This window comes from Marinobacterium ramblicola, from assembly GCF_019084545.1.
GTDB lineage: Bacteria > Pseudomonadota > Gammaproteobacteria > Pseudomonadales > Balneatricaceae > Marinobacterium_D > Marinobacterium_D ramblicola.
Window position 1 is genome coordinate 22,400 of sequence record NZ_JAHREP010000024.1, and the last position, 15,482, is coordinate 37,881.

At 60.1% G+C, this 15,482-nt stretch carries 18 protein-coding genes; 9 read left to right on the top strand and 9 right to left on the bottom strand.

The window, feature by feature from the left end; all coding sequences use genetic code 11:
• Positions 1-39 precede the first annotated feature (39 nt).
• On the top strand, positions 40-690 hold the full coding sequence (pdxH, locus tag KQ940_RS17155) for a pyridoxamine 5'-phosphate oxidase (protein WP_217415023.1): 651 nt from the start codon (positions 40-42) through the stop codon (positions 688-690).
• Positions 691-851: 161 nt separating this feature from the next.
• Here pdxH and KQ940_RS17160 read toward each other — a convergent pair whose 3' ends face one another.
• Entirely contained in the window at positions 852-1,112 is a 261-nt protein-coding gene (locus tag KQ940_RS17160; RefSeq protein ID WP_188750623.1) for a hypothetical protein, read from the bottom strand.
• Between the two features lie 435 nt (positions 1,113-1,547).
• On the opposite strand from KQ940_RS17160, the gene KQ940_RS17165 reads away from it, so the two are divergent.
• The gene (locus KQ940_RS17165) at positions 1,548-1,805 is read left to right on the top strand and encodes an FmdB family zinc ribbon protein (RefSeq protein WP_217415024.1); all 258 of its coding nucleotides are present in this window, start codon (positions 1,548-1,550) and stop codon (positions 1,803-1,805) included.
• Here KQ940_RS17165 and KQ940_RS17170 read toward each other — a convergent pair.
• Entirely contained in the window at positions 1,802-2,002 is a 201-nt protein-coding gene (locus KQ940_RS17170) for a hypothetical protein (RefSeq protein ID WP_217415025.1), read from the bottom strand. The two genes, KQ940_RS17165 and KQ940_RS17170, sit on opposite strands and share 4 nt — an antisense overlap.
• A gap of 196 nt (positions 2,003-2,198) precedes the next feature.
• Between KQ940_RS17170 and KQ940_RS17175 the strand changes: the two genes are divergently transcribed.
• Positions 2,199-2,342 carry a hypothetical protein gene (locus tag KQ940_RS17175; protein ID WP_217415026.1) on the top strand — a complete coding sequence of 48 codons (144 nt, stop codon included), beginning with the start codon at positions 2,199-2,201 and terminating at the stop codon, positions 2,340-2,342.
• A 77-nt stretch (positions 2,343-2,419) separates the two neighbouring features.
• Here the strand turns inward: KQ940_RS17175 and KQ940_RS17180 are convergent, their stop codons facing one another.
• A complete protein-coding gene (locus KQ940_RS17180) occupies positions 2,420-5,062 on the bottom strand; it encodes a DUF2339 domain-containing protein (RefSeq protein ID WP_217415027.1) in 2,643 nt (880 codons plus the stop codon).
• Positions 5,063-5,267: 205 nt separating this feature from the next.
• Here KQ940_RS17180 and KQ940_RS17185 point away from each other — a divergent pair, with 205 nt between their 5' ends.
• Entirely contained in the window at positions 5,268-5,675 is a 408-nt protein-coding gene (locus tag KQ940_RS17185; RefSeq protein ID WP_217415028.1) for a DNA-J related domain-containing protein, read from the top strand.
• A gap of 94 nt (positions 5,676-5,769) precedes the next feature.
• Here KQ940_RS17185 and KQ940_RS17190 read toward each other — a convergent pair whose 3' ends face one another.
• From KQ940_RS17190 to KQ940_RS17210, 5 genes are all read right to left on the bottom strand, one after another.
• Positions 5,770-6,219, bottom strand: a complete 450-nt coding sequence (locus tag KQ940_RS17190; RefSeq protein ID WP_217415029.1) for a YaiI/YqxD family protein — start codon at positions 6,217-6,219, stop codon at positions 5,770-5,772.
• Positions 6,220-6,282: 63 nt separating this feature from the next.
• On the bottom strand, positions 6,283-6,810 hold the full coding sequence (locus KQ940_RS17195; RefSeq protein WP_217415031.1) for a DUF3750 domain-containing protein: 528 nt from the start codon (positions 6,808-6,810) through the stop codon (positions 6,283-6,285).
• A gap of 19 nt (positions 6,811-6,829) precedes the next feature.
• Positions 6,830-7,186 (bottom strand): ribbon-helix-helix domain-containing protein, encoded by a 357-nt coding sequence (locus tag KQ940_RS17200; RefSeq protein ID WP_217415032.1) that lies wholly within the window; start codon positions 7,184-7,186, stop codon positions 6,830-6,832.
• Positions 7,187-7,278: 92 nt separating this feature from the next.
• A complete protein-coding gene (locus KQ940_RS17205) occupies positions 7,279-7,845 on the bottom strand; it encodes a DJ-1/PfpI family protein (protein WP_217415033.1) in 567 nt (188 codons plus the stop codon).
• A gap of 195 nt (positions 7,846-8,040) precedes the next feature.
• Complete coding sequence (locus KQ940_RS17210; RefSeq protein ID WP_343222675.1) at positions 8,041-8,823, bottom strand: TSUP family transporter; 783 nt, start codon at positions 8,821-8,823, stop codon at positions 8,041-8,043.
• Between the two features lie 321 nt (positions 8,824-9,144).
• Here KQ940_RS17210 and KQ940_RS17215 point away from each other — a divergent pair, with 321 nt between their 5' ends.
• Together KQ940_RS17215 and KQ940_RS17220 are read left to right on the top strand one after the other, a co-directional pair.
• Positions 9,145-10,473 carry a molybdopterin-dependent oxidoreductase gene (locus tag KQ940_RS17215; protein ID WP_217415034.1) on the top strand — a complete coding sequence of 443 codons (1,329 nt, stop codon included), beginning with the start codon at positions 9,145-9,147 and terminating at the stop codon, positions 10,471-10,473.
• 10 nt (positions 10,474-10,483) lie between these two features.
• Complete coding sequence (locus KQ940_RS17220) at positions 10,484-10,870, top strand: hypothetical protein (RefSeq protein ID WP_217415035.1); 387 nt, start codon at positions 10,484-10,486, stop codon at positions 10,868-10,870.
• Between the two features lie 56 nt (positions 10,871-10,926).
• On the opposite strand, the gene KQ940_RS17225 is transcribed toward KQ940_RS17220, so the two are convergent.
• A complete protein-coding gene (locus KQ940_RS17225; RefSeq protein WP_217415036.1) occupies positions 10,927-12,108 on the bottom strand; it encodes an acetylornithine transaminase in 1,182 nt (393 codons plus the stop codon).
• A 423-nt stretch (positions 12,109-12,531) separates the two neighbouring features.
• On the opposite strand from KQ940_RS17225, the gene KQ940_RS17230 reads away from it, so the two are divergent.
• The 3 genes from KQ940_RS17230 (at position 12,532) to arfB (ending at position 15,433) form a co-directional block, all read left to right on the top strand.
• Positions 12,532-14,013 carry a C13 family peptidase gene (locus KQ940_RS17230; protein ID WP_217415037.1) on the top strand — a complete coding sequence of 494 codons (1,482 nt, stop codon included), beginning with the start codon at positions 12,532-12,534 and terminating at the stop codon, positions 14,011-14,013.
• Positions 14,014-14,150: 137 nt separating this feature from the next.
• Entirely contained in the window at positions 14,151-15,017 is an 867-nt protein-coding gene (locus KQ940_RS17235) for a bifunctional methionine sulfoxide reductase B/A protein (protein ID WP_217415039.1), read from the top strand.
• A complete protein-coding gene (gene arfB / locus KQ940_RS17240) occupies positions 15,017-15,433 on the top strand; it encodes an alternative ribosome rescue aminoacyl-tRNA hydrolase ArfB (RefSeq protein ID WP_217415040.1) in 417 nt (138 codons plus the stop codon). Before KQ940_RS17235 ends, arfB begins: the two co-directional genes overlap by 1 nt.
• Positions 15,434-15,482 lie beyond the last annotated feature (49 nt).

Here is a 15,482-nt window from a genome sequence, read left to right on the forward strand (position 1 = left end):
TATAGTGGTCGCCTTTGAAGTGTCACACAGGAGAGCACAATGGCAAATCAGAATAGCGATGTTAGCGCACTGCGGCGTGAATATGTGGCCAGCGGTCTGCACAAGGCCGACTTGAGTGCAGACCCGTTCGAGCAGTTCCAACGCTGGTTTGGCACGGCGCTGGAGGCTCATCCTGACGACGCCACCTCAATGACCCTGGCCACGGCCGATGGCGAGGGGCGCCCGGCAGCGCGTATTGTGCTGCTCAAGCATTTCGACCACCACGGTTTCTGTTGGTTTACCGACTTCCGCAGCGAAAAGGGGCAGCACCTGGCGCAGAACCCTTATGCCGAACTGCTGTTCTATTGGTATGGGCTGGAGCGTCAGGTACGTATCCGCGGTCCGGTCGAACAGCTCGATTACAGCTTCGGTGAGCGCTATTTCCATGAGCGACCGGTAGGCAGCCGGATCAGCGCTGCCATCTCGCATCAGAGTGCGCCGGTGGACAGCCGTAGCACATTGGAGAGTGCGGTGGCGCAGCTGCGAGAGCAGTACGCGGATGGTGCGATTCCCTGTCCGGAAACCTGGGGTGGATATCGATTGGTCCCGGAGCGTTTCGAGTTCTGGCAGGGACGTGAAAACCGCCTGCATGACCGCTTCAGCTACGAGCTGAAGGATGGTCAGTGGCAGATCAACCGCCTGCAGCCTTGAGTGACCTGCGGTGGGCGCGAAGCCTTCGCAGGAATGAAGCTGCTTCGCGCCCGTCCGCAGGTGCAGATTAACGATCCTAGCGACCGGGGCGAGCGTTAATGCACCCGGAAAGCGCTGTTCTCCCCTCTGAGGTATTTTGAGCCGACAAGCCCGTCCTGCGCTCAGGATACCTTTTCACGCCATTTCAGATCACCGATCTGAACGTTCAACCATTCAAAGCCTATACGTTTCGCCACGGCAGCTGCGCCATCGAGGCTCTTGAACTCACGTTCACCTTTTGAGCGCTGAAGATTCAATACCACAACATCGTTATCCCTGGTGACGAACTTCAGCGTCCATCCCCGCGACATCGAGATCGGTATCGCCTGACAAGATTCAAATACGCCCGCCTTGAACAGTAGTTTGATTTCACGTTCCTGCATATCCAAATTCCTTTGCGAGTTATCGATAACTGCTTATTGATAATTCTATAACTAATAGTGACAAATCGCAAATTATTGAAGCAAAATTTTTGGTTGTAAGCCATTGATATTAAATGGCTTTTTTGGGCGGAAGAGGTTTTTTTCCGGTTTCTGTTTTTTGTATATAAGCTATTGAATTATAAGGACTATTTGATGCGTGTTTTTTTGTATCGAAAAGTAATAAAAGATGATCTATTTATATCAAATGACAAATCATTAAATTATATTTGAAATATCAAAAGCAATTTTTGATTGCTTTATCTCTATTTATGCCTCGCAGAGGCTCGTCAGAGGGGCATCGCGGTCATCGAGGAGTCTTCGAGCGGAGACAAAGGGGGCTTGTCGGGCGTTAATCGCGCGCTATGATTAGCGCGAATCAGCCAATACGAGGTGGTTATGCCGACATATGACTATCTTTGCCCGAGCAACGGTCGGGTGCTGGAGGTGCGTCACTCGATGAGCGAGCGCTTGAATACCTGGGCGGAACTATGCGAGTTGGCCGAGGTCGACCTCGGCGACACTGCACCGGAGGCGCCGATCGAACGCTTGGCCAATGGAGGACAGATTGTGAGCCGCGGCAGCTTGGGCGACAAGCAGCCACCCTGTCAGGTGGGGGGGGCCTGCTGCGGCGCCCGTGCCTGCGGTCTGGATTAGTTCTCTTTTTTGACGTCGAGCCGGGTGCGAAGCGCTTCTTCAACCCGGTTCAGGCAGTCGCGCATCGCCTTGACGGCATCATCGCTGTCGCTGAATTCCGGCGTAAACTTGAACATGTCGAGCATCTCGACCAGGAAGCGCTCTTCGTTCATCTGTTTAAGCTGATCGGCGTTCCAGGTTTTCATTTTGGTGGGCATCGTTTTCTCCTCTTGGCGCAGCTCGTGAGTGAGGCATCTGTCGAACCGTAAGACCTGCTGCGTATTCCTGATTCAGTAATGGGTCAGGGTGTCGAATTTTGCAAGCGGGGGCTTTCACTCGCTCGTTTGAGCTGAATCAATATTCGTCAACGGGAACGGCGTTACTCTTGTCTCAACGTTAAATGAGATAGAAAGGGTGAATGCTATGTTCGGTGTTGATGCTTACAGCCTCGAGGTTCTGGTACCCAGCGTGATCGGCGTTGTTGCGATGGCCGGCGTGATGGTATGGGCGTTCGTCAAGGTCCGTCATTTGATGAACGAAGAACCCAAGCACAAATAATCGATGGGAAGTGCCGTTGATGCCCCTCGTGAAAAGGCCTGCCGTGCGCAGGCCTTTTGCTTTGTCTTAGGCGCGGGTCAGGCGTTATCCGTGTGTGGCCGCAGCTGTTGATGCAGCCAGGCCAGTAGCAGCAGTACCAGTCCCAGGCCCATGAACGATGCGACGCGCAGCAGTCCATCCAGGCCCTGCATATCGATCAGGAAAATCTTCACGATCACCAGCACCAGAAGGGTCATCGCGCCCTGGTATAACCGGTGCCGCTCGCGACGAATCGCCCACCCCATGCCGACCGCGGCCAGCAATAGCCAGGTGGCCGAATAGGTATAGAGTTCCGGGTTCTCGGTGGGCAGTGCAATGTCCAGCGCACCCTGCCAGAGATGCCGTATCTCCAGCGATACAAACAGCAGCAGGTTGAGACCGCAACCCAGCGTCGCCCAAGGGCGAAAACCGAGCCGATAGTAGCGGGCGATGGCGAGCAGCAACAGGGTCGGTGCACCATAGGCCAGCAGCAGAAGGTTCCACACCGGTGTCGAGGCGATAGGCGTCTGCCCCCAAAGCGGGTTGTCGATCAGCACCACGACAAAGAGATGATTGGTCAGACTCATGGTCAGAAGCAGGGCGGCCAGTGTCCTGTATAGCCTGGCGACATACTGGCTCAGGGAGGCTCGCCAGTGGTAGACCAGAGAGGCCGCACCCCAGACCAGGGTATTGATCGCGGCTTCGGTAAAGCCGTAGTGGCGGTTGAATATCTCACCGTTATACAGCCAGTAGCGCAACTCAGTACCCAGTGTCAGTACCAATAGCGTTGCCGCGGCACCCTGCAGCCAGGCCTGCAGCGGGGGCGAGCGTCGACTTATCCTGGCTGCGATAAAGCAGCTCAGGGTTGAGCCGCCATAGGTCCACAGCGACCAGTGCACTTCGCTGGGGTAGCTTATCACCCAGGGGTTCAGTATCAGCCGGCAGCCTACCGCCAGGATCACCAGCCGGATCAGCCAGGGCAGCAGCGGCTGAGGGAAACGCTGATGGATAGCGGCCAGCGAGATCAACTGCAGGGCCAGCGCCAGGGTCAGGGTCGCTTCCTGAAACCAGATCACCACCGCCAGCGAGTAGGCGAGGTGGGAGGAGGCGATCAGCGTCAAGGTCAGAGCGGGGGTCTGCCTGTTCGTCGCCTGTCTGGCAAGAGCGAGATAGGCGATGCCGGCAGCCAGGGCGGCGCCGCCCCAGCGCCACTCATCATGCAGTTCCGCCAATAGCAGATAGGCGATCGCCAGCATCAGCAGCGGTGTCAGGCAGCCGATACTGGCCCAGATTCCCGGTAGCGGCGCGCGTGCGCGAAGGTTCCAGGTGGCATACGCGATCGCCAGCAGGGAGAGCAGAGCAAGCAGTGCGATCAGACTGTTCCTCTCGACAGGCGAAGGGGGGCGAATGATCACGTCGAACAGCTGCCAGGAGGTGAACTGAGCCAGCAGCGCAGCGCCCAGGGCGATCAGTGCCAGTCCCGGTAGCGGCGTCAGCAACGGTCGCCTGCCGGCGGCATGAAGCAGCAGCAGCGGCAGCAGTAGCTGACTCCAAACGGCGGTCAAATCCAGGGCGTCACGAAACAGGGTGTAGCTTTGGGCGGCGATTACCAGCAGCAACGCCAGCAGCATCGCATATTCGCTGCTGCCCGCGGCGCGCAATAGATCCGGGTAGACGTTCGAACGATCGTCCCGGTACTTGAGTGAGAGCAACCAGTCCAGCGTCGGCATGGCGAGCAGGCCCCAGGCGATGCCGAGCAGATACAGGGTGCGGCTGACCTCGGCGGTCGGTGGGGTGTGGAAGCTCAGTCCCCACCAGGCCAGTGCGCCGACTACCACACCGCACCAGAGCCAGAGACGCCAGACATAGCGTAGCAACAGCAGTACGGACAGGCTGAGGATGAAGGCGTACACCAGCGCGCCCTCGATCTGCTGACTCCCGGTGCTGACCAATATCGGCACCAGGTAGCCGCCGAGCATGCCGAGGGCGGCCAACAGTGGGCCGTGCAGGAGTGCCAAACCCAGGGTGGCAAAGGAGACCAGTGCCATGCCGGCGAACACCAAACCCGGCGGTACATAGTCGAGTTGGTGCAGGCTGGCGAGCAGCGCGGCATAGAGGATGATACTGGCGCCGCCGGCGAGGGCGGCAAAAACATCGCTATGGCCGCGGCGATAGCGCAGCCAGTTGGCCGCTGCGTGCAGACCGATACCGGTCAGCAGCGACAGCAGAATACGCGCACCGGGACCGAGCAAGCCCTGCTCGATCGAGTAGCGCACCATAAACACCCCGGCCAGGCCGACGCAGGTTCCGCCGAGCCAGATCATCCAGTGTCGGCGCAGGTGCTGAACCAGACCCGTGGTGGTGGAGCGCCCGGGCGGCTCGACAGGTTGAGGCTGCTCCTGTGGCGGGCGCGAGCCGATACCCCAGGGGTCGGCCGCAGTCGTCAGGGGCGCAGGTGTGGTCTCATCGGCAGCCGACGGAGTGGTGTCCTCGCTCTCGTCCTTATCGACCGCCGAGGGGGTAATTGGCTGCTGCCGGGTCGACCGCGTCTTGAGTTCCTCCCGTAGCCAGGCGATCTCCAGTTCGGCCTGGCGCAGCCGCTCGTCGACTCGCTTCTGACGTATAAAACTGACGAAGCCGAGCAGCGCACCGACCATCAGCGCCAGCAACAGTAATGAAAACAGCGACAGCAGAACTTCCATGCGACGATCTCCTCGGTCGGTTAGGCTGAAGCATAATCGAGTAGCTCAAGGCTTACCAAATCCGCTTCCTGGCGCCGCTTTCCGGTCGCGGAGCACTGTCTATACTGAAAGCGTCGGGCCGCTGTCGGTGGCTCTCAATCTATCAAGATCGACTGCGATCTACCGTCGAACGGTGGTGACCCAGGGTAAGTGAAAGGTAACAGAGATGATCAATCCAGTACTGCCGCAAGTGTTGCATGTGTTGCGCCAGCATCCGGACGGGATCAGCGAATATCGCTTAATGAAGACGCTGGACGAAGAGCACCTGTTCGAGGAGCAGAACAGGACGGACGGCGCGATGCTACCCCTATATCGCAAACACTTTCTGATCATGAATGCGCTTTACGACCTGCAGGATATCCTCTGGCAGGAGGAGGACAGGGTGCTCGAGATCTCGCCCATGCATATCGAGCTGCATGAGCGCCAGACCCGGAAACCGGAGAAGCAGGAGCCGGAATGGTATCCGCTGCTCAGTGAGTATTACCTGGATTGGGAGTACTACCGCAACACCACGGAGGAGGACATCAACAGAATGATGGAGGAGCTGAAAGCCCAGGCTTCTCCGCCGCAATGATCAACCGGTTCGGAAACGGCCGACCAGCTCGCCAAGTCGGTTGGCCATTGTGCGCAGCGCGAAACTCCAGATGGATATAGAGTGCCGGGGGGAGTCAGTGCTTGGCGCGTGCGATCAGCCTGTCCAGGTGCTGAGCGAAGGCGTGGCGGTCACTCTGGCTCAGTGCCGCCGGGCCGCCGGTCTGCACACCGCTGGAGCGCATGGTCTCGAGAAAGTCGCGCATGTTCAGTCGTGCGCGCACGTTGTCGGTGGTCAGCAGTTCGCCGCGCGGGCTCAGCGCCAGGGCGCCTTTCTCGATCACTTCGGCGGCCAGGGGGATATCGCTGGTGATCACCAGGTCATCCGCGGCGGCGCGCTTGACGATCTCGTTATCGGCGACGTCGAACCCCTGCTCGACCTGTATGGCGCGGATGAACTTCGACGGCGGGGTGCGCATCGGCTGGTTGGCCACCAGTGTGGTTTCGATACCGGCGCGCTCGGCGGCGCGGAAGATGATCTCTTTAATGACGACCGGACAGGCATCGGCGTCGACCCAGATTTTCATAGTATATCCCGGCAGAGCATGGAAAAATGCCACTCTAGGGCAGCACGGCGACAAACGCCAGCGTCAGTCGGCCCAGCCCGACCCGATCGCACGCCAGGGCAGTTCAAGGCCGAGCTCGGGGACCTGCAGCGCAACCCAGGCCGGAAAGGTGTTGCTGTTGGGGCCGGGGAAGAGTCGGTATTCCTGTTTCCAGGGGTAGCTTTCCACCGCTTGCCGGATCTTGTCGATCAGTTCGTCGACCCCGGGGCCGCGTTTATCCAGCAGCAGTTCCGGGCGCGAGCCATACCAGTAGCGATCCGGCAGATCCTGGGTGCTGCGTAACACCGGCAGCCCCTGGCGTGCACGCCAGCCGACCACCTCGAACACGGTGTAGCTGTCGGCCTGACGGGGTTTGACCGCGATCCAGGTATGTACCGCGAAGATGCCGCGCCACCCCCAGGCGTCAGCCGCGTATACCTGAATGATCGGCTCGGGATTGCTGGCCGGATCCGGCGCAATGCCGGCCGATTCGCGGCTGGCCGTGCGCCAGCCGTCGCCGGAGCAGCCGATGATCAGCAGCGAGGCCATAAGTGTGAGAAGTGATCGACGCATGGTCGGCACCTCCGCTGATTCAAGAGTGGTGCAGGGTGTTTCGCTCACGTTTGAGAATAGCACCGGCATCGAGGGTGCGGATCGGGATATCGGTTCTGCGCGGAATCTCGCCGGCCAGCTGTAACCTCAGGTAGCGCATCGCGCACACCCGCAGGAAGGAGGTGAAGTTGTTGATATCGTGGCCGTTGTCCAGCGCTTCGTGGTAGAGCTTGGTGACCAGTTGCGGCACGTTCATCTCGTCGCGCCGGGCGATCTCGGTCAACACATGCCAGAAGTAGTTCTCCAGGCGCACGCTGGTGACCATGTCATTGATGCGCAGGGAGCGGGTTGAACTGTCCCAGAGAGCCGGGTCGGCACTGATGAATAGCTTGCACACGCGGACACCTCACCTTCTTGTTATAAGCGGTGGTCAGCTGCTCACAGGACCGAACAGGCCCAGAGGGCCGGTCCGGTCGGCACAGATCACTCTCATCCGTTGAGCAGTGCCATGAATTGAGCGAGCCAGGCCGGGTGGGCCGGCCAGGCGGGCGCAGTCACCAGATTACCATCGGTTACCGCTTGATCAACCTCTATCTCGGCATATTCGCCGCCGGACAGCTTTACTTCCGGTGCACAGGCCGGATAGGCGGAGCAGCGCCGCCCCTCGAGTACGTCGGCTGCGGCCAGCAGTTGGGCGCCGTGGCAGATCGCGGCCACCGGTTTGTTGGCGGTGAAAAAGTGGCGCACCATCTCGATTACCCTCGGATTCAGGCGCAGGTACTCGGGCGCGCGCCCGCCGGGGATGACCAGGGCATCGTACAGAGCAGGATCGATCTGGTCGAAGCTGGCGTTAAGGGTAAAGCGGTGTCCCGGCTTTTCGCTGTAGGTCTGGTCACCCTCGAAGTCGTGGATCGCCGTGGCCACGCTGTCGCCGGCACGTTTGTCGGGACAGACGGCGTCGACCTGGTGGCCGACCGCCTGTAGCGCCTGGAACGGCACCATGGTTTCGTAGTCTTCGGTGAAATCGCCGGTGATCATCAGAATCTTCTTGCTCATGACGGCACTCCTTTTTATATACAGGATGTATGGTATGCCGCGAGCGCATGGATGCGCAGGAGCGGCGATATACAGGATGTATGGTACGCCGCGGGCGCATGGATGCGCAGGAGCGGCGATGAGGTCAGTCATGTTGTAGCAGTTCGCATGGCCCAGCGGGTAATAACCGGCTACTACACCGGCGACTACAGGGCGTTAGCTGAACAGGGATAGGTCGAATCGGTCCAGCAACAGTTTGGCCGACATCAACAGGGTGATGGTGACGATCAGCGGTCTGATCAGCCGGGTGCCGCGAGTTACCACCAGGCGCGCGCCGAGTTGGCCGCCGATTAGTTGACCCAGCCCCATGGCCAGTCCCGCGAGCCAGAGGATATGGCCACTGAACAGGAAAAACAGCAGCGCGGCGAAATTAGAGGTGAAATTGAGCACCTTGGTGTGCGCGGTGGCACGGGCCAGACCGAATCCGGCCAGGGTAACGAACGCCAGCATGAAAAAGGTGCCGGTGCCGGGTCCGAAGAAGCCGTCGTAAAAACCCACGGCGCTGGAGATCCCCACCGCAAACAGGGTGGTGCCGATACGCCGTTCGCGGTCCAGGTCGCTGATCTTGGGTGAGAACGCGAAGTAGAGCGCAATCAGGATCAACAGCGCCGGCATGATGCCGGCGAGAATGGAGTTGTCGATATGTTGCACCAGCAGCGTACCGGCGGCAGAACCGAGAAAGGTGCACAGAATCATGCCGCGCATCTCGCCCAGGTTTACCTGGCCCCTGCGCACGAAGTAGGCGCTGGCCGCAAAGGTGCCGAAGCTGCCCTGCAGCTTGTTGGTGGCCAGTGCCTGAACCGGACTCAGACCGCTGGCCAGCAGTACCGGCAGAGTGATCAGGCCACCGCCACCGGCGATGGCATCGATGGTGCCTGCCACCAGACCGGTGAAAAGGAAGGTGAGTATCAGCAGCAGGTCCAGTTCCAAGCTTGTCACTCCGATCGGCAAAGCCGCTACTCTGGCGCCGGTCGATGAGGCGGTCAAGTATTGTGATGCGATGGAGTGTGGGCTCGTTTCGTTACTCGGATGCAGCTGTCGTATCGGACCAGTTATTCGGCATAGATCAGACAAGTCTATTTATTAGATTTTTTTAATATAAATAAGGATTAATTGGCATCGGCTGCTAGTCTGATATTGAAAGATCGATACCGCCGGCCCCTGATGAACCGGCTCCAAGGGTAATACCGATAACAATATGCCCGATGAGCAGACGTGACGAACACTGGAATCTGTAATCGGGCCCCAGGAGTTTTCGTTATGTCAAAGAAATCACCTGAAACACGTGGCTTGCATCAACTTTACGGCGAAGATCCTGAAAAGGCGGATCGCCTGATATGGGGGCGAGAGGTGGATCCCGAATCCCGCCGGGGCTTCCTGAAAAAGAGTGGACTGGCGGCGATGACCGCGGCGCTTGGTGCCGTCGCCATCCCCTATGCGGCCAAGATGCCCGGCGGGCTGATTCCGGCGGCCTTCGCCCAGAGTGAAATGCCGTTCATGCTTGAGGGCAAAGACGGGTTGACCCTGCTCAACGACCGCCCGATCAACGCGGAAACGCCCCCCCATCTGCTTGACGACGAGATAACCCCCGCCAATCGCATGTTTGTGCGTAACAACGGCATACCGCCGGCGATAGAGAATATTGATCCGGCGACCTGGCAGTTACGCATTGAGGGCGAGTCCTGCGTCACGCCGATGACCTTTACCATCGCCGAGCTCAAGGAGAAGTTCAAACACTACACCTACCAGCTGACCATCGAGTGCGGCGGCAACGGCCGTGCCGAGTATGTACCCTCGGCCAGCGGCAACCAGTGGACCACCGGTGCCGTGGCCTGCCCCACCTTTACCGGCGCACGGCTGCGTGACGTGCTGGAGGCCTGCGGTATCAAGAATGACGCGGTTTATATCGGTTACTATGCGGCGGACAAGCATGTCAGTGGTGATGCGAGCAAGCACCCGATCTCCCGCGGGGTGCCGATGAGCAAGGCGCTGGAGGATGAATCGCTGATCGCCTGGGCGATGAACGGCGAAGATATCCCCCTGCTTAACGGCTATCCTCTGCGCCTGGTGTGTGCCGGCTGGGCGGGCTCGGTATCGGGCAAGTGGCTGCAGAGGATCATGATTCGCAACAAGAAACATGATGGCGCCAAGATGAAGCCACCCTCCTATGCGATGCCGAAGTATCCGGTGGCGCCGGGTACCGAGGTGCCTGACGAGGATTTCGTGACCATCGAGGCGATGCCGGTGAAGTCGTTGATCACCTTTCCCGAATCGGGCCTGACCCAGGCCAAGGGGGAGAAACTGGTGGTTCGTGGTCATGCCTGGGCCGGGGATCTCGCGGTCGACAAGGTTCAGGTCTCGATCGACTTCGGCGCTACCTGGCATGAGGCGAAACTGATGGCACCGGCCAACCGTCTGGCCTGGCAGCACTGGAGCACGGTGCTCGATTTCCCCGAGATCGGCTATTACGAAATCTGGGCCAAGGCAACGGACTCCGCGGGCCGTTCTCAACCGATGGTCGTGCCGGGCTGGAACCCGAAAGGTTATCTCAATAACGCCTGCCACCGCATCGCGGTTCAGATAGCGTGAGGAGGCTGAGATGTCTGCACGAATAGTGCGTCGGCTATTGCCGGCGCTGGTGCTGGCGTTGCTGGTACCGTTGAACGCTGCGGCTGAAACCGACCCGGACACCGGCTTTGTAATTGGCCCCGGGTGGGAAACGGTGAAAAATAACTGCACGGCCTGTCACTCCGCCAAACTGGTCACCCAGAATGCGGGGTCGCGCAACCGCTGGCAGTACATCATCCGCTGGATGCAGGAGACTCAGGGGCTCTGGCAGTTCCCGGCCGAGACCGAAAAGGTCATTCTCGACTATCTGGCGGAACATTATGGGCCGAAGAAGGGCGCGCGCCGGCCCCCGCTGCCGCCGTCCATGCTGCCGGATAATCCCTATAAGAAGAAGGAGGCCGGTGCCGACGCCGGTTGAGCAATGAGCATTGAGGGCTGCCCACCCCGGCTTAGCGGGTGGGCAGCCCTGAGGTGTCAGACGCTCTCCCGTTCGGCCTGCTCGAGCAACCGACCCAGCTGCTGGAGCATCAGGTCGATCTCCTCGTCGCTAACATTCAGTGCCGGCATCAGACGCAGGCTGTTGGAGCGGGGCGCGTTAAGCAGCAATCCCGCCTCCAGCGCGCGCTTGACCAGCGAAGGCGCATCGAAGCTGCCGGTATCTACCGCCAGCAGCAAACCGTTGCCGCGCACCTCACTAAGGCCAAACCGCTGGCCGAGTGCGTTCAGGCCATCCCGTATCCTTTGTTCCGCCGCGCCGACGCGGGCCAGAAAACCGCCAGCGCACACCTGATCGAGCACCGCCAGTGCCGCCGCGCAGACCAGCGGATTGCCGTTGAAGGTACCGCCCTGATCGCCATACTCGAAACAGCAGGCATGGTTTTTAGCCATCAGTGCCGCGATCGGCACGCCACCGCCAAGCCCCTTGCCCAGGGTCACCACGTCCGGCTCGATGGCGTGCTGCTGGTAGCAGAACAGAGTGCCGGTACGGCCGATGCCTGTCTGTACCTCGTCCAGCATCAGCAGCAGGTCCTCGCGGTCGGCCAGTGCGCGCAGCCCCTGCAGAAACTCGGTGGTGGCTGGGATGACACCGGCCTCGCCCTGGATCGGCTCGAGCAGGATCGCCACGGTCTGCTCGTCGATGGCAGCGGCGACCGCCTCAAGATCGCCATAGGGCACCTTGGTAAAACCCGGCACCTTGGGGTTGAACAGAGGCTCGAATGCGGGCTTGCCGGTGGCCGACATAGTAGCCAGAGTGCGGCCGTGGAAGCCGTTGTGGAAGGTGATGATCTTCCAGGCGCCGTTGCGATGTGTCTGGCCCCATTTACGCGCCAGCTTGATCGCTCCCTCGTTGGCCTCGGCGCCGCTATTGGCGAAGAACACCTGATCCATGCCGCTCAGCGCGGTCAGGCGGTTGGCCAACTGCACGGCCTGATCGTTGTAGAACGCGGGACTCGGGTTGAGCAGGCGCCGACTCTGGTTGCAGATAGCCTTGGCGATCGGTTCCGGGCTGTGGCCCAGGGTGTTGACCGCCCAGCCCTGGACAAAGTCGAGCCAGGCGTTGCCGTCGCTGTCATACAGGTAACTGCCTTGCCCCTCGGTGAAGGTGATGTCGGGTTTGGCCGCGATCTGCATCAGCGCGCGGTATTCGGATTTCATCTTTTTCTTCCTATGGTTTTGCTCTATGGCAGCTGGTACAGGATGCTGTGCCATCCTGACGGCCCCCTCTCCTGCGCGTCCATGCGCCCGCGGGGTACCGTACATCCTGCACATAAAAAAAGGCCACCGGGGGTACCGGTGGCCTTCGTGATCTGTATTGCCTGAATGGGTTCTGGCGATTAACAGCGTCTTCGTCGGACAGGGGCGATCCCGCAGTGTTCTGCGTCGAAAGCGGTCTGTCGTCGGTTCAGTGCTGTGATATTCATGGACCCGAGTATTTCAGAGAAATGGAAGCTTGAGAATAACGGCGCGATATTTTTTTACCTGCACTGAGATGAACCCTGATTCGGGTTAAACTCTGGATAATTTCGGTTTGAAGGGTCGAGAGGGAGAGGACTGCCGATGTCTGACAGGGAGAGAGCGATGAATGAGCGGCAGGTGAAGCGGGCGCAGCTGCAGTGGCTGGATGATCTGGGCTGCAACCTGAGGTCGGGGTTGGGGCTGGTATTCTGGCGCCGGGTGCGCAGCGACAGTCTGAAGGTCTCGCTGGGGCAGCTGATCACCCTGGCGTTGCTGCTGTTCGCGCTGGAGTTCGTCGTCGCCTTTGCCCAGGTCGATCCGCCCCGCGAGTTCAATCTCTATGGAATCGATTATCTCGCCGCCAGTTACCTGGTCCAGCTGCTGCTGATTCTGGCAGCGTCGCGGCTGGCCGGCGCGGATAACACGCGCTTCGGCAAGATACTGGTCGGCATGACCAGCGCGTTGCTGCCGCTGATGCTGGTCGGCCAGACCGTGCTCTGGCTGATGATGCGCTGGCAGCAATCGGCGCTCGCCTACTGGCTCTATTTTGGACTCATCTTCGGCTGGCAGCTGTTTATCCTGCTGCGACTGCTACGGGGGCTGGTCGGCGTTCGCCTGCGTCGCGGGTTGGCCACCACATTGCTCTATGGGGCTGGGACACTGGCGGCGCTATGGACGCTACCGAATATCGATCTCTGGTATACCGATTACCGGCAGATCGAGCGTGCTGAGAACCCGTTAAGCCGGCTCGATGTGGAGGATATCTACTACGCCCAGCCGCAGCTGATGCAGGAGGGCTTGGCGGCGCTGGAGCCACAGCGCCCGGGTGTTGTAGATCTGTACCTGCTCGCCTTCGGCAGCTACGGCCCGGAGGATGTATTTCTGAACGAGGTGGAGTATGTGCGCGAGCAGTTCGACCGCCGTTATGCCACCGAGGGGCGCTCGCTGGTGCTGGCCAATAACCCCGGTACCCTGAAGCATTACCCGCTGGCCAGTGGCCACAACCTGCGCACCGCTCTCGAAAGCATCGGCCAGCGGATGGACCGGGAGGAGGACGTGCTGTTCCTGTTCATGACCTCTCACGGCAGTGCCGACCACCGCTTTTCGGTGGAGATGGGGCCGTTACGGCTGGATGACCTGACCGCGCCTGAACTGCGTGAGGCGCTGGATGAGGCGGGGATCCGCTGGCGGGTGATTCTGGTATCGAGCTGTTACTCCGGTGGTTTTGTTAAGACACTGGAATCGCCGCAAACACTGGTGATCACCGCTGCCGCAGCGGACCGCACCTCGTTCGGTTGCGGATCGACCAGCGACTTCACCTATTTCGGCACTGCCTATTTCAAGCAGGCGCTGATGCAGGAGCCCCGCTTTATCGAGGCGTTCGCGCTGGCCAGGGAGTGGGTGACGAAACGGGAGCTTGAGGACAACTTTACCCCATCCAATCCGCAGCTGTTTGTCGGCGATGCGATTGCCGGAAAACTGGAGACGCTGTACGCGCAGCCGATGATGCAGCGTGCCCTGGCGAGTGCGGAGGCGGTTGAACCGACCTGCTCGACGGACAGCGGGGAGGAGAGCTGCCGCACCGAGGTACAGCAGGATCAGTAGGGGAGCCGTCGGCATCGTCTGCAACCAGATTTATGGCAGAGTGTCGATTTCAGGAATGCGGCGTGGAGTGTAAGGTTGCGCGTGCGCAACTGACTAACAGGTAAGATTGCAGCAAGATAGGTTGAACAGGAGGCCCCATGTCCTACAAAAAACTGACCCCGGAAGAGCAGTGGGTCATCATCAACAAGGGTACCGAACGCCCCTTTACCGGCAAGTACAACGAGTTTTTCGAGACCGGTGTCTACACCTGCAAGCAGTGCGGCGCGCCGCTGTACCGCTCCGAGGACAAGTTTCCGTCCCACTGCGGCTGGCCCAGCTTCGACGACGAGATCGAGGGCGCAATCCGTCGCGAGGTGGATGCGGATGGACGGCGTACCGAGATCCTCTGCGCCAACTGTGGTGGTCACCTGGGGCATGTGTTCGAGGGCGAGATGCTGACCGCGAAGAACGTGCGCCACTGCGTCAACTCCATCTCGATGGATTTCGTCAGCGCTGACGAACTGGCGGCCAACAGGGGCAGTGAGCTGAAGCGCGCTTACTTTGCCGGCGGCTGCTTCTGGGGTGTCGAGCATCTGCTGCAGCAGGTGCCGGGCGTGGTATCGGTGGAGTCCGGCTATATGGGTGGCCATGTGGAGAGCCCGAGCTACCAGCAGGTGTGCGGCAAAACCACCGGCCATCTGGAAACCGTCGAGGTGTTGTACGACCCGGACCAGGTCGATTTCGAGACCCTGGCCAAACTGTTCTTCGAGATCCACGATCCGACTCAGGACGACGGCCAGGGGCCGGATCTGGGGCCGCAGTATGCCTCGGCGATCTTCGTCAACGATGACCAGGAGCGCGGCATCGTCGACAAGCTGATCGCTCTGTTGGAGAACAAGGGTTACGACGTGGTCACCCGTGTATTGCCGATGCAGCGGTTCTGGCGTGCCGAGGAGTACCACCAGGACTATTACGTCAAAACCGGCAAGACCCCCTACTGCCACCGATACCAGAAGCGGTTCTGATGCTGGAGATCTCCCACAGCGTGCAGATTCCGGATGAGGAGATCGAGCTGACCGCCATCCGCGCCCAGGGGGCGGGCGGTCAGAACGTGAACAAGGTGTCCAGTGCCATCCATCTGCGCTTCGATATTCGTGCCTCGTCACTGCCCGAGTTCTACAAGGAGCGGCTGCTGGCGCTCTCGGACAGTCGCATCACCCAGGAGGGGGTGGTGGTGATCAAGGCGCAGCAGTTTCGTACCCAGGAGAAGAACCGGGCCGATGCGCTTGAGCGCTTGCGCGAGCTGATCCAGAGCGTGGCCAGGGTGCAGAAGGCGCGCCGGGCCACCAAACCGACGCGCAGCTCGCAGAAGAAACGGATGGACTCGAAGAGCCAGCATGGCAAGACCAAGTCACTGCGTGGCAAGGTGCGTGACTTTTAACCCCTGGCCGGCATTTAAAACGGCACAGCTACCCCGCGTTCGTGGAATA

Bases quoted from the DNA above. Each gene is read 5' to 3' on its own strand.
- KQ940_RS17190 (WP_217415029.1), bottom strand. From the start codon at position 6,219: ATGAAAATCTGGGTCGACGCCGATGCCTGTCCGGTCGTCATTAAAGAG.
- KQ940_RS17170 (WP_217415025.1), bottom strand. From the start codon at position 2,002: ATGCCCACCAAAATGAAAACCTGGAACGCCGATCAGCTTAAACAGATG.
- pdxH (WP_217415023.1), top strand. From the start codon at position 40: ATGGCAAATCAGAATAGCGATGTTAGCGCACTGCGGCGTGAATATGTG.
- KQ940_RS17160 (WP_188750623.1), bottom strand. From the start codon at position 1,112: ATGCAGGAACGTGAAATCAAACTACTGTTCAAGGCGGGCGTATTTGAA.
- KQ940_RS17215 (WP_217415034.1), top strand. From the start codon at position 9,145: ATGTCAAAGAAATCACCTGAAACACGTGGCTTGCATCAACTTTACGGC.
- KQ940_RS17180 (WP_217415027.1), bottom strand. From the start codon at position 5,062: ATGGAAGTTCTGCTGTCGCTGTTTTCATTACTGTTGCTGGCGCTGATG.
- KQ940_RS17225 (WP_217415036.1), bottom strand. From the start codon at position 12,108: ATGAAATCCGAATACCGCGCGCTGATGCAGATCGCGGCCAAACCCGAC.
- arfB (WP_217415040.1), top strand. From the start codon at position 15,017: ATGCTGGAGATCTCCCACAGCGTGCAGATTCCGGATGAGGAGATCGAG.
- KQ940_RS17195 (WP_217415031.1), bottom strand. From the start codon at position 6,810: ATGCGTCGATCACTTCTCACACTTATGGCCTCGCTGCTGATCATCGGC.
- KQ940_RS17230 (WP_217415037.1), top strand. From the start codon at position 12,532: ATGAATGAGCGGCAGGTGAAGCGGGCGCAGCTGCAGTGGCTGGATGAT.
- KQ940_RS17185 (WP_217415028.1), top strand. From the start codon at position 5,268: ATGATCAATCCAGTACTGCCGCAAGTGTTGCATGTGTTGCGCCAGCAT.
- KQ940_RS17165 (WP_217415024.1), top strand. From the start codon at position 1,548: ATGCCGACATATGACTATCTTTGCCCGAGCAACGGTCGGGTGCTGGAG.
- KQ940_RS17205 (WP_217415033.1), bottom strand. From the start codon at position 7,845: ATGAGCAAGAAGATTCTGATGATCACCGGCGATTTCACCGAAGACTAC.
- KQ940_RS17220 (WP_217415035.1), top strand. From the start codon at position 10,484: ATGTCTGCACGAATAGTGCGTCGGCTATTGCCGGCGCTGGTGCTGGCG.
- KQ940_RS17235 (WP_217415039.1), top strand. From the start codon at position 14,151: ATGTCCTACAAAAAACTGACCCCGGAAGAGCAGTGGGTCATCATCAAC.